The organism is Pseudoalteromonas sp. SWN29 (genome assembly GCF_015864465.1).
GTDB lineage: Bacteria > Pseudomonadota > Gammaproteobacteria > Enterobacterales > Alteromonadaceae > Pseudoalteromonas.
This window is the reverse complement of the sequence record NZ_JADYXE010000005.1, coordinates 12,569-26,599: the sequence shown is the minus strand read 5'-3', so window position 1 is coordinate 26,599 and position 14,031 is coordinate 12,569. Positions and strand designations below refer to the sequence as shown.

The 14,031-nt window shown below is 36.8% G+C and carries 8 protein-coding genes; 4 read left to right on the top strand and 4 right to left on the bottom strand.

Annotated features, from left to right (window positions below; translation table 11 throughout):
- The first annotated feature begins 2 nt into the window (after positions 1 to 2).
- Positions 3 to 1,151: a zonular occludens toxin domain-containing protein gene (locus I6F53_RS02790; RefSeq protein WP_197238397.1), complete on the top strand. Its 1,149-nt coding sequence runs from the start codon at positions 3 to 5 to the stop codon at positions 1,149 to 1,151.
- Between the two features lie 96 nt (positions 1,152 to 1,247).
- Here I6F53_RS02790 and I6F53_RS02785 read toward each other — a convergent pair whose 3' ends face one another.
- The gene (locus I6F53_RS02785; RefSeq protein WP_197238396.1) at positions 1,248 to 1,811 is read right to left on the bottom strand and encodes a YSC84-related protein; all 564 of its coding nucleotides are present in this window, start codon (positions 1,809 to 1,811) and stop codon (positions 1,248 to 1,250) included.
- A gap of 148 nt (positions 1,812 to 1,959) precedes the next feature.
- Between I6F53_RS02785 and I6F53_RS02780 the strand changes: the two genes are divergently transcribed.
- Both I6F53_RS02780 and I6F53_RS02775 read left to right on the top strand, forming a co-directional pair.
- Positions 1,960 to 3,171, top strand: coding sequence for a tyrosine-type recombinase/integrase (locus tag I6F53_RS02780; protein ID WP_197238394.1), 1,212 nt, complete (start codon positions 1,960 to 1,962; stop codon positions 3,169 to 3,171).
- A complete protein-coding gene (locus tag I6F53_RS02775) occupies positions 3,171 to 4,364 on the top strand; it encodes a cation:proton antiporter (protein WP_197238393.1) in 1,194 nt (397 codons plus the stop codon). The genes I6F53_RS02780 and I6F53_RS02775 overlap by 1 nt, the downstream gene beginning before the upstream one ends.
- A 146-nt stretch (positions 4,365 to 4,510) precedes the next feature.
- Here the strand turns inward: I6F53_RS02775 and ydiJ are convergent, their stop codons facing one another.
- Together ydiJ and ppsA are read right to left on the bottom strand one after the other, a co-directional pair.
- Entirely contained in the window at positions 4,511 to 7,558 is a 3,048-nt protein-coding gene (gene ydiJ, locus I6F53_RS02770; protein WP_197238392.1) for a D-2-hydroxyglutarate dehydrogenase YdiJ, read from the bottom strand.
- Between the two features lie 691 nt (positions 7,559 to 8,249).
- A complete protein-coding gene (ppsA, locus tag I6F53_RS02765) occupies positions 8,250 to 10,625 on the bottom strand; it encodes a phosphoenolpyruvate synthase (protein WP_197238391.1) in 2,376 nt (791 codons plus the stop codon).
- A gap of 158 nt (positions 10,626 to 10,783) precedes the next feature.
- Between ppsA and ppsR the strand changes: the two genes are divergently transcribed.
- Positions 10,784 to 11,593: a posphoenolpyruvate synthetase regulatory kinase/phosphorylase PpsR gene (gene ppsR, locus I6F53_RS02760; protein ID WP_197238390.1), complete on the top strand. Its 810-nt coding sequence runs from the start codon at positions 10,784 to 10,786 to the stop codon at positions 11,591 to 11,593.
- 226 nt (positions 11,594 to 11,819) lie between these two features.
- Here the strand turns inward: ppsR and I6F53_RS02755 are convergent, their stop codons facing one another.
- The gene (locus I6F53_RS02755) at positions 11,820 to 13,169 is read right to left on the bottom strand and encodes a class II 3-deoxy-7-phosphoheptulonate synthase (protein ID WP_166421635.1); all 1,350 of its coding nucleotides are present in this window, start codon (positions 13,167 to 13,169) and stop codon (positions 11,820 to 11,822) included.
- Positions 13,170 to 14,031 lie beyond the last annotated feature (862 nt).

The following is a 14,031-nucleotide window of genomic DNA, read 5'->3' as shown; positions in this document are numbered from 1 at the left end:
AGATGATTATATTTCACGAAGGTTTGCCGGGCTCTGGTAAAAGTTATGAAGCTCTTGCAAAGCATATAATACCAAGCTTAAAAAAAGGTCGAAAAGTTTACGCCCGTTTAAATGGTTTTAACCATGAAAAGGTTAGTGAGCTTACAGGTAAAACTGTTGAAGAATTAAAAGTTCTTTATACAGAAATTACAGAGGAGCAAGTTCATACTGTTTATGAACTTGTTGAAAATGACTCTTTATTAGTTTTGGATGAATTACAAAACTTTTTCCCCAGCGGCAGGCAAAAACTAAGTGATGAAATGACTCAGTTTATCGCAGAGCATAGGCATAGAGGTATGGATATAATCTGCATGGGTCAAGCTCTTGCAGATTGTCATACTACTTGGAAGCGTAGGATTGAACGTAAAATAACATTTTTAAAATTATCTATGGTCGGCATGGATAAAAAATATAAATGGGAAATGTATCAGGGTTCTATTAATGGCGTTAAAGGTGATGTTGTATTTAAAAAGATAAAATCAGGTGTAGAGAAGTATGATACAGCTTACTTTGGTTCTTATCTTAGCCATCAACAAACAACTGACAATGTCGATGTCTATTCAGATGACCGGGTGAATATATTTAAATCAAAACAATTTATATTTTATCTTCCAGTTTTCTTTGCTCTTTTGGCCTTTGCTATTTATTTTCTAAGTGGTTTATTTAGTGGTGATACTGAAATGGTTAACACTAAATCAAAAGAACCTATTAATAGGCCTGTCGAGAATTTAGAAAAAATTGATTTAAATAAAGAAACTGGTTCAAGTTTAAAGCCAAAAGCTAAGTCTAAACCTAAACCGAGTACAGACCCTTATGAAAGATTAAGGGAAAGCATTCAAAATAATAAAGCCATGATAACTTACGAAGAAATTTATAAAGATAGGATTGTTGATTTACTTGTTGTTGTTGAGACAACAGGCAATCAAGTTATAGACACATTTTCTAGGGATGAGCTTTTGGTTTTAGGTTATAGGCTAAAAAAAACAAGGTTGGGTATAGAGGGTTATATTGGTGAACATCTTGCTGTTGTTTTTAGGTATAAACCGACTCAGCAATATTTTAATAATAATGTTCCTGACGAAAAGTATCATGATTTATATACTAGTAATTAAACAACCCATAAATTACGTTATGTTAAATTGGCAAGGTTTTAATACAGCGAGCGTGATTATACAAACCAGCTCGCTTTTAGGAGAGTAATTTAGGGGTTAATTAAGCTCTGAATCTACCCAAAACTTAGTACCTTTTAATACTGCTTGTAGTGCAAGGCCATTTTCGGTTACAGAATATACAGTAACTTGATCTGCAATAGCTTCGGCAACTACAGCGCCACCTTTATCACCATATTTTGCTGCAGCATCTGCATTTCCGCCAAATGCCCAACCATGTTCAATAAATCTATTTAACGCGGCTTGGGTATGAAAAACCATAACAACGTTAAAATCTTTAACGCCTAAACCAAGGCCTAAACCGGCTTCACCCATATTCATGTAAGTCGATTTACCAGTAAGGTTATTTTTAACAACACCATACCCGCCACCAAAACTGGCTAAAACTACATTTACATTAGCGTTATCAAAAACAGCAAAACCAGCTGAATTAGCAATTTGCTGTTTAACATCAGGCTTTTTTGCGTATAATTTATCAAGTGTATTGGTTTTCATACTTTGTACCAAAGAACGTTTTTCACTTGGTGATGCACTGCCTGTAGTAGCACAACCTGTTAATGCTACAGTGAAAGCAAGCACGCTTAGTATAATTAGTTTTTTCATAACTTTTCCTTAATAAGATATAGCAACCAACAACCATAGAATAATCACGATATTTAAATAATTAGAGCTTCACTATGTCCAATACTAGACAGTATCGGACTTTAACGTTATTCTGTAAGTCTATTATTTAATTGAATATTTATACATTATGCTTGTTGCTTTGGTTGATACGTTAAAACAATTAAGATATCAAATTGCCCATCTAGATGACGGTACTCTAAATTCAGAATACCCAGAACTTGCATCCTTTATACAGGAAGTTGGCTTGACTGTAACTGAATCAAAGGCCGATCTGATATTCTTATATCAGTTTTTGTATGTTTATGGCCGAAAATCAGAAGCCACTTATAGTCGTTTTCGAAATGAGCTTGAACGCTTTTATTTATGGTCTTGGTTAATCGCAAAAAAATCAGTATTTGATTTAAAACGCGAAGATATTGAAGCCTATGTTGATTTTATGGTCGAACCCGATAAAACTTGGGCTGCCACTTCAGTGCAATGGCGATATAAAGATGAGCAAGGTATTCGCCGATTAAACCAAAATTGGCGCCCTTTTATGCTCAAAGAATCTATTGCTAGCCAACAAACTTTATCGTCTATGTTTACTGCTTTAAATGTATTTTATAAGTTTGCCCTACTCGAAGAAAAAACCTTTGCTAACTTTGTGCCTGTAGTTAAAAAAAATAGCCCGTACTTAGTAGTGCAATCTCAAATTCAAATTCCTGATACGTTAAGCGATATACAGTGGGAATATGTTTTTGGTGTAACGCGCGATTTATGCGAACAGAACCCAGAGCTAGAGCGAAATCTATTTACGCTCGCGTGTTTAAAAGGTTTATATTTACGAATATCTGAATTATCTGAGCGCCCGCAATGGTCACCAGTAATGTCTCATTTTTGGCAAGATAACGATGGTTTTTGGTTTTTACGTATTATGGGTAAGGGAAATAAATTACGAGATGTAACCTTAAGCGATGATTTTGTTGAATATTTAAAACGTTATAGACTATACAGAGGTTTACCTGCCCTTCCCCGTGTTGATGAATCAGATCCTTTGGTTCATAAAATTCGCGGGCAAGGTGGTATGACCGTAAGGCAAATTAGGCGTTTAGTTCAACAAAGTTTTGATTATGCACAGCAGTCATTACTTGATGATGGTTTTAAAGATGACGCTGAACAACTCGGTGCTGCAACTGCCCATTGGCTTCGTCATACTGGTGCCACACATGATGCGCAAACTAGACCGCTTAAACATTTATCAGAAGATTTAGGGCATTCTAAAATTGCGACTACCGACCAAATTTATATCCAAACAAATATAAAAGAGCGAGCTAAATCAGGATTAAAGAGGAAAATTTAATGGAGTACTTAGTAATTGCATTTATAGGCGGATTATTTTTAATTTATTCTTTAACACTTCGCCAATTAGAAAAAACAGAAGTAACGGGGCCAATGTTTTTTGTTATTGGCGGAATATGCTTAGCAATGTTGCTACCCAATGAAGGGCATAAAATAAAAGATGATGTTGATCTCTTACTTCCTTTTATAGAACTCACGCTGAGTATATTTTTATTTTCAGATGCAGCCAAATCAAAGTTAAGTGTTTTAAGGCATAGTTTTCAGTATCCTAGTTTATTATTGTTTGTTGCCCTGCCCTTAACTTTATTGCTAGGTATTGCCGTAGCTTTATTTTTATTTGCTGAACTTTCACTTATTCAAGCTGCATTGCTCGCTATTATTTTAACACCTACCGATGCCGCATTAAGCAAAGGGCTATTAGCAAGTACACAAGTGCCTGAAAAAATACGCGAAGGAATAAATACTGAAAGTGGTTTGAACGATGGATTATGCGTACCTGTATTTTTAATATTTATATTACTCGCTAAAAATCCTGATTCAGCTATTACTGCAACACAAACATTAAGTGTGTTTGGCCGAGAGCTTGGCTTGGCTTTGTTAATAGCTATTACAAGTATCGCTATTTTTATACCGTGTTTAAATTTTGCAATGAAGCGTCATTACTTTGCACAAAACACCAGCCCGTTTTTATTACTGGGATTTGCGATGGCTGTTTTTTCGATTGCTCAGTATTTTCACGGTAGTGGTTTTATTGCAGTGTTTGTTGCAGGTTTATTATTTGATAAATTTTCGACCGAAGAAGTAAGAACAGAATTAATTGAGGACTCAGAACACATTGCCGACTTTACATCGCTAATGATTTGGTGCTTGTTCGGGTTTGTTTGCGCTTACTTAGTTATTCCTAAATTAAATGCTGAAATAATAATTTACGCTTTATTGAGCACAACATTAATTAGAATAATTCCGGTCATGTTGTCACTACAGTTTACGGCGTTGAATATTAAAGAACGTTTTACGTTTGCGTGGTTTGGACCAAGGGGATTAGCATCTATTGTTTTTACATTGATGGTGATAGACACGCAAATAGAAAACAAATATCAAATAGCGACAATCGCAATGACGACTATTTTGTTTAGTGTATTTATACATGGTATTAGCACTAAACCTATTGCCGATAGTTTTGTTAAAAAATAATTATTTAAACTGGGTAAAGTAAGCAATTAAGAATACGTATTAAAAAAGGCGTAACGGTTATTTCATCATTGATGTAGTTAATCGTTACGCCTTTTTTCTTAAGAACTAATTTAATAAATTTATTTAAGTGATCTTATTTTATAAAGTTATTTAAGAACGTGTGCTAGTAATTCAATTGGGTGTTTTGGTTTAAACTTCTCAAAACGTTTAACTTGGCTACGACACGAAAAGCCGGTAGATAAAAGTTGCTCAGGCTTGTTTTTATCTACAATTGGTTTCCAACTCATTTCGTAAAGCGCACGTGAGTTATCTTGATTTTGTGCTTCGTGGCCATAAGTTCCCGCCATTCCACAGCAACCAGTATTTGTTGTTTTTAATGTTAAACCAATATCATTAAAAATTGTTTGCCATACATTTGCCGCTTTTGGCAGCGCAGTTGTTTCAGTACAGTGACTTAATAATGTAAATTCGGTATCTGTATTTTGTTTTGCGCTTAGTGATTTAAACGATTGTGTTTCGAGCCATTCATGGGCAAGTTGAACATTAAATTCACCACGGTTATTTTCTAAAATTGTATTATATTCATCACGGTAACACATAACGAGTGACGCATCTAAACCTACTAACGGCGCATTAATATCATTTAATTTATTTAAAAAATCGGCTGCATTTTTAGCTGTAACTTTAAATTCATGCAAAAAACCTTTTACGTGTTGCGGTTTACCATTTGGTTTAAAAGGTAATAGCATTGGTTTTTTGCCAAGCTGGGTTATTAACGTAATAAAACTTTCTACTAGTTCGGCTTCGTAAAAACTCGTAAATGGGTCTTGTACTATTAATACATATTCGCTTTGTTGTTCTGCATTTAATGTATTTAATAAATCAAAATCAAATTTTTGTGCTTTATTAACACGTTTTGAAAGTGCAGGAATACTTAACTGTGGTGTATCAACATAACCAACTGTTTTTTTAATAACGTTGCTGACTAGCGATGTTTTAACTATTGGGTTTATTACTTTTGCAAACTTTGCCATTAATGGCGCGCTGTTTTCAATATTACCAACAAGGTAATCTTTTAGTGGGCGTGCATAATAACTATGATAATAATTTAAAAAGCGCGAACGAAAAGTAGGCACATCTACTTTTATTGGGCAGGCAGTTGTACATGCTTTACACGCTAAACATTCATCCATTGATGCTTTTACTTCGTGTGAAAAGTCGTAGATACCTTTTCGTTTTTCGCGGCTATGAACAAATCGTTCCCACCAGGTAATGACTTCTCCTTTGTTAAGCTGCTTTTCTACTTCGAGTAAATCTACATCTTTTGATTCTTGTAGGCGTAACCATTCACGCATTAAACTTGCTCGCCCTTTTGGTGAATTACGGCGATCGCCAGTCACTTTATACGATGGGCACATGGGTGAGTTTTCGTCGTAATTAAAACATATGCCATTACCATTACAGGTCATTGCATTGTTAAAACTAGTTTTAACGTCTATTGATATTTGCTTATCAAAGTGCGATCTCTTTTGTCCGTCCACACTAACTAGTGAGTCTTCACTATCGATAGGGGTACATATTTTACCGGGGTTAATGCGGTTATTAGGATCGAAAGCGGTTTTGATTTTACGAAGTTGAGTATATAAATGCTCACCAAAAAACTCAGGGCTGTATTCACTTCGGTAACCTTTACCGTGTTCGCCCCACATTAAGCCGCCGTACTTAGCGGTTAGTTTTACTACCTGATCTGAAATTGTGCGTAGCAGTTTTTCTTGTTCTGGGTCGCACATATCAAGCGCCGGACGGACGTGTAAAACCCCAGCATCAACATGACCAAACATACCATATTGTAAATTGTAGCTGTCGAGTAATGCTCTAAATTCGACAATATAATCCGCTAAATTTTCAGGTGCTACTGCGGTATCTTCTGCAAAAGCGAGTGGTTTTTGACTCCCTTTTACATTACCTAGTAAACCCACTGATTTTTTACGCATTGCGTAAATTTTTAATATATCGCTTTTATCACTAGTTAACTGATAACCAATAACGCCATTAGTTTGATTAGCTACGCATTCATCTAAAAGTTTACAAAGCGTGTCTACTTTGTCTTTTATATCGTCGTTTGATACTGCATTAAATTCGACCATGTTAAGGCCTTGCATATCTTTATTTGGTACGTCGGTTATTAAGTCCGATACTAAATTCCAAATAATATCTTCGCGCGCTAAGTTTAAAACTTTGCTATCAACGGTTTCTACTGATGTTGCACGTGCATCTACTAAAAATGGTGAATGGCGAAGTGCTGAGTCAAAACTATCGTATTTAATATTAATAAGTGTTTTAAATTCGGCAATAGGCGTTAGGTTTAATTTGGCTTCAGTTACTATACCTAATGACCCTTCTGAACCGGTTATCAATCGGCTCATGTCAAAAGTAAGTAAGTCATCACTTAGCACATGCTCTAGGTCATACCCAGTTAAAAAACGGTTTAACCGAGGGAACTTAGCTAAAATAGCATCACGCTCATTAAGTGAAATATCTAAAACTGTTTTATATAAATTGCCAATGAGTGAGTCTTGGTCAGCTATAATTTTTGCTTTGTCGATGTCGATTGGTGAAGTGCACATAGGTGTGCCGTCAACTAAATAAGTTGTTAACCCTAAAATATGGTCGCTTGTTTTGCCGTAAACTAATGAACCTTGCCCCGATGCGTCAGTACTTATCATGCCACCAATAGTTGCCCTGTTACTGGTAGATAAATCGGGTGAGAAGAAAAAGCCATAAGGCTTCAAAAAATCATTAAGCTGATCTTTTATTACGCCGGTTTGAACACGTACCCAGCCTTCTTCTGCATTTATTTCGAGAATTTCGCGCATATAGCGAGACAAATCTACAACAATACCAGGTGTTAGCGATTGACCGTTAGTACCTGTTCCACCGCCACGCGGGCCAAACGTTAATGATAAAAACGGGTCGCGAGATGCTGTTTGCAATGCGAGCTGAATATCTTTTTCATTTTTTGGAAAAATAACACCTTGCGGTATTTCCTGATACACACTGTTATCGGTTGAAGCAGTAATACGCGTTGCGTAACTTGCGTCGGTATCTCCGGTAAAACCTTGATTTTTAATGGTACTTAGGTAATTAGCGACAAGTTCTGTCGCGGCATCTTGCTGTGTAATTGTTGCTATCATGACGGCGATATTTTAGGGCATTTGACTAATTATATCATGGTGATGGCGAATAGAAATTGAAGATTTTACAGTTTGTAACACTCTTTTAGTCGATTTTAATGCAGCTTAAATTATACTCAAGTTAACAAGTAATGAGGTGTGTTATATGAAAAAATTACTATTACAGATCAGTGGCGTGTTATTTATTTTGCTAGGATTATTTTTTGCGATTGTAGCTAGGGCGTGTTGACCTTTGGTTGTTGAATTTGCAGCAGTATGTTTGGTTTTTAGGCAAGGCAGAGCCTATGTAGTGTGGTTACTCCCCATAAATAGGCGATAACGCAGCATAAATACCAAACATGCGCTGCCCAATGGGTTCTTTCTAGGGACGATTAACTCTTTGTTGCTCGATTCTTACTTAGCCCACTAGGTTACAAACCTCGCGCCGCGATTTAATCGCCCCTAAATTGAACAAATTTCAATCCACAAAGATCAACACGCCCTTAGCCATCACTTATATTTTTTATGGCGGGTTTATTATGTTTTTCGCTTTATTATCCAAAGGCGCGATATTATTTATCGCTGTGTCAAAAGGCATTAACTAAGTCGTGTGCCTATTTAGATAAAAAATTAGCCCGCTAGTTTATTTTTAATTGAGCAAATAAAAATGCCAGCAATAAATTGCTGGCATTTTTTATAGCTTACATACTTGTTACTTTGCTAATTTTTTAGCTAGGTATAACCATGTTTCTATTACTGTATCTGGGTTTAATGAAACAGAATCAATGCCCTGCTCTACTAACCATGCTGCAAAGTCTTCGTGATCAGAAGGACCTTGGCCACAAATACCAACGTACTTTCCTTTTTCTTTAGCTGTTTTAATAGCCATAGAAAGTAGCTTTTTAATTGCTGGATTACGCTCATCAAATAAATGTGCAATTAAACCAGAATCACGGTCAAGACCAAGCGTTAGCTGTGTTAAATCGTTAGAGCCGATAGAAAAACCATCGAACATTTCTAAAAATTCATCAGCAAGTAGTGCATTTGAAGGAAGTTCACACATCATGATTACTTTAAGACCATTTTCACCACGTTTAAGGCCATGCTCTTCTAGTAATTCAATTACGCGTTTGCCTTCTTCAAGGGTACGTACGAATGGGATCATGATTTCTATGTTTTGCATATCCATGTCGTTTCTTACACGTTTTATTGCTTCACACTCTAGTGCAAAACAATCACGGAAGTCTTCAGAGATATAACGTGCAGCACCACGGAAGCCAATCATTGGGTTTTCTTCTTCCGGCTCGTATTGCTGGCCGCCAACTAGGTTTGCGTATTCGTTTGATTTAAAATCAGACATACGAACAATTACGCGCTCTGGTGCAAATGCACAGCCTAGAGTAGAAATACCTTCAACCAGTTTTGTGATATAAAACTCTACTGGTGATTCGTAACCGGCAATCATGTCTGTGATTTCTGCTTTTAATGCATCTGTTTGAGCATCAAAATTTAATAACGCTTTTGGATGAACACCAATCATACGGTTTATAATAAATTCAACTCGCGCAAGGCCAACACCTGCATGCGGTAAGCGTGCAAAGTCAAAGGCACGATCGGGGTTACCCACGTTCATCATAACTTTCATTGGTAGTTCTGGCATTTTATCAACGCGTGACGTTAGTATTTCAAAATCTAAAATACCTTCGTAAATAAAGCCAGTATCGCCTTCGGCGCACGATACGGTTACTTCTTGACCCGCTTTAATTAAATCAGTTGCGTTACCACAACCAACTACTGCTGGAATACCTAGTTCACGTGCAATGATTGCAGCATGACATGTACGGCCACCACGATTTGTAACAATCGCTGCTGCTCGTTTCATGATTGGTTCCCAATCAGGGTCGGTCATATCGGTAACTAAAATGTCGCCAACTTGTACTTGATCCATTTCTTTGATTGAATCAAGAACACGTACAACACCACTACCAATTTTATGACCAATTGCACGGCCTTCAACAACAACGTTGCTTGTACCATTTAATTGAAAACGTTCCATTACGTTGGCGTCTTCGTTTGAACGAACAGTTTCTGGACGAGCTTGAACTATATATAGTTTGCCGTCGTTACCGTCTTTAGCCCATTCGATGTCCATTGGACGACCGTAATGTTTTTCAATGATTACAGCTTGCTTGGCAAGTTCTTGCACTTCTTCATCTGTAATCGAAAATTTATTTGAAAGCTCAGGGGCAACATCAACGATGTCTACTTGCTTACCATGTGCTTTGTCTTCTGAGTAAATCATTTGAATGGCTTTAGAGCCAATATTACGACGTACTACTGAAGGTTTGTTTTTTAGGAGTGTTGGTTTATGAACATAAAACTCATCAGGGTTAACTGCGCCCTGTACAACCATTTCACCTAAGCCGTAGCTTGATGTAATAAATACAACGTCTTCAAAACCAGACTCTGTATCAATACTAAACATTACGCCAGATGCTGATTTATCTGAACGTACCATGCGCTGAATACCCGCTGATAACGCTACACCACGGTGATCGTAACCTTGGTGAACACGATACGAGATTGCACGGTCGTTAAATAATGAAGCAAATACGTGTTTAATAGCGACCATTACTGAATCGATACCAACTACGTTTAGGAAAGTTTCTTGCTGGCCTGCGAATGATGCATCTGGCATATCTTCAGCGGTAGCTGATGAACGTACTGCGAATGAAACATCTGCTGTAGTGTCGCCGTGGAGTTGGCTATATGCGTCGCGAATGGCTTGATCTAGGTTTGGTTGGAATGGTGTGTCGATTATCCATTGGCGGATGTCTGCACCGACTTTAGCGAGTGTATTTACATCATCAACATCAAGTGTATCTAAAATGTCGTGAATTTTTTCTGTGAGTCCTGATTGATCTAAAAACTCATTAAAAGCATCTGCGGTAGTTGCAAAACCACCCGGTACTTGTACACCAGCGTTTGCTAGGTTTGAAATCATTTCGCCAAGTGATGCGTTTTTACCGCCAACTCGAGGAACATCTTGCATACCAAGCTCTTGATACCAGAGAACGTATTCTTGCACGGATCTTTCTCCAAAAAAAAACTAATTGTAGGTCTAACTGTGAGAGTTAAGAAAGAAAACCTTTTATAAAGGTCACCATCATTCTACACTGGCAACAGTCCTCACGTAAACCGTGAGAAACCCATTTTAGGGATTTAAACGCAATAAAAAGGTTAATTATGAGAACTGCTTTTTATATATCAGACGGAACAGCTATTACTTCAGAGGTGTTTGGGCATGCAACTTTGTCGTTGTTTCCTATCGATTTTAATCATAAAACAATTCCATTTGTAGAAACAGAAGAAAAAGCGCACGAAATTAAAGCATTAATTAATGCAACTGCTGCCAGAACAGGCGAAAAACCATTCGTGTTTTTTACTTTTGTAAATCATAGTTTGAGTGAAATTATAAAATCGGCTGATGCGGTTACCTATGATTTTTTAACTACATACAGTGAAAAAATCCAAAAAGAATTAGATGTAGCCCCTGTTCCAAAAATGCACCGTACGCATTCTATTCATGAAAAAAGTTACGATTTTAGAATTGATGCAGTTAACTATGCACTTATGAATGATGATGGCGGCAATATTAAAAACTTTTCTGAAGCTGATATTATTTTGATAGGTGTTAGTCGCAGTGGAAAAACACCAACAAGCTTATACTTAGCATTGCAGTACGGAATTAAAGCGGCTAACTATCCTATTACAGAAGAAGACTTAGATAACGAAGGTTTACCTAAGTGCTTAGTTCCTTATAAACATAAGTTATTTGGGCTTACGATTGACCCTGAAAGACTTGCAGCTATAAGGCATAGACGTATGGCTAATTCTAAGTATGCATCTATTAAACAATGTCGTATTGAAGTGCGTGAAGTAGAGATGCTTTATAAGCGCCATAAAATTGCTTACTTTAACTCTACGCATCATTCGGTAGAAGAGATATCTGCAAAAATCCTGACAGAGACTGACTTAGAGCGACGTAAGTACTAATACCAATCCGCAATAATACTTAATCATTCTGCGGGGCTAAACGTGTCGCTACCTGCGTTAAAAAATTCTCATTTAGAACAACTAAATAGCGAATTTTTTGCCTAGCTATCAACACGTTTTTCCGGCCTCAAAATAGATCACTTAATTAAGCGAATTGGTATAAATTATCGATTAGATTAAAAACAAAAAAACCGCAATTAAGCGGTTTTTTTAGTATTAAAAAATATTATTTACGTGCGTCTTTTAGTAAATCAGCAACTAAAAAACCTAACTCTAATACTTGGTCGGCATTAAGACGTGGATCACACTGCGTTTTGTAACGCTGTGCTAGGTCATCGTCAGATAAACCGTAAGCACCGCCAGTACACTCTGTAACGTGCTGGCCTGTCATTTCTAGGTGAACACCACCTGCGTATGAACCTTCAGCTTTATGAACTGCAAAGAATTGACTGATTTCGCGCATGATATTGTCGAAGTTACGTGTTTTGTATCCTGACGTCGCTTTTTCAGTATTGCCGTGCATTGGATCAGAGCTCCAAATTACTTTACGACCTTCTTGCTGAACTCTTCTTACTAGGGCTGGAAGTTTTTCTGGTAGTACGTCTGCACCCATACGTGTAATTAGCGTTAAGCGACCAGGGATGTTATCTGGGTTTAATGCATCAATTAAACGAATTAGGTCATCAGGTTCCATACCTGGGCCAACTTTAACACCAATTGGGTTTTTAATACCTTTGAAAAACTCAATATGTGCATGGTCAAGTTGACGAGTTCGCTCACCAATCCAAACAAAATGAGCAGAACAATCGTACCAGTCACCTGATAGGTGGTCGCGACGAGTAAGCGCTTCTTCGTAACCAAGTAGTAATGCTTCGTGAGAAGTGTATAAATCGGTTTCTTTTAAGCTTGGCGCAATTGTAGAGTTAATTCCGCACACTTCCATGAACTCGAGTGCGTCTTGAATTTTGTCTGCAAGTTGTTGGTATTTTTCTTTAAGTGGGTTTGCAGCTACAAAGCCCATGTTCCAACGGTTAACCTGGTGAAGATCGGCAAGGCCACCTTGTGCAAATGCACGTAATAAGTTTAACGTTGCCGCACTATGGTGATAAGCAGTCATTAAACGTTGTGGATCTGGGATACGCGCTTCTTCTGTAAACTCAATATTATTAATGATGTCGCCACGGTAAGATGGTAAAGACACACCATTAATTGTTTCTAAGTCAGCTGAACGTGGTTTAGCATATTGACCAGCCATACGTGCAATTTTAACTACAGGGCATTTACCGCCGTAAGTTAATACAACAGCCATCTGTAAGATTGTTTTGAACGTATCGCGAATGTTAGCGGCATTAAAGTCACTAAATGATTCTGCACAGTCACCACCTTGAAGTAAAAATGCACGACCTTCGCACACGTCTTCAAGTTGTTTAAATAAACTTCTTGTTTCTTCAGCAAAAACCAAAGGCGGAGCCGTCTTTAATTGGCCTTCAACTGATTTAAGTATTTCTTGATCTGGATACTTTGGCTGCTGCTGTATTGGCAGCTCTCTCCAGCTATTTGGGTTCCACGATTGCATGTTCTTTCCTCATTCCTACATTACCTGATAAGAAGAAATTACCGTATGCAGGCCCCTATGTTCAAGGACTAAATTCACTATTTACTAATTATTTAGTTATGAGGTAAGTATTTATGAGATTTATAGGCAAATATTGAATTACTGAGACTTGATAAGTTTGTTTTTAAGTGATTTAAAAACATTATAAAACAGTAAGTTAAAATACAATTGGTTGTATTTTAACTACTTGGAGATAGAACATAGCATAGTAACCGTAATGAACAGTTTAAATGAGAACACATCATACTTAAATCTAATCTATTGTAATCTTAACTTTACAGGGTAAATGAACTTTTATTGTTATCAAGTAGAGTGTTGTCAAATTGTGTGCTAAGGGTTTCCTTAGCTTCATATAATAATAAGGTGAGTTTATTTAAAGTATGCTATTGCTTATGCGCAGGGCCCCCTCAATACTGTTCTACTATTCAAACGAATATTAAGGGCGAGCAGAGTGTTTCTCTTTTACAGTCCTGGTTTAATATGTACTGTTGTTTTACTGCTTTAGCCACTTCTATAACATGTATTAGCTTTGTTTTTGGCTGCACGTCATAGAGTACGCCCTATTATTTCTCGCAGTGTACACCTCTTAACAAGTTATCATTTTTTAAGCATGTATAAAAATGATAAGCTTAAATTTAGATATAACGTACTATGCTTTTAATTGTTACCGTCTCTCTTTCATTCTAGGCTTATTTATTTATCGCTGATTACAATTATTTATTTTACCATTAGCTCAAGATCATTTATTACTTATACAGTCATTGCATAATTATATTAAAAGGAAATACAAAGAACACATCATACTTATATACAATTAAATACA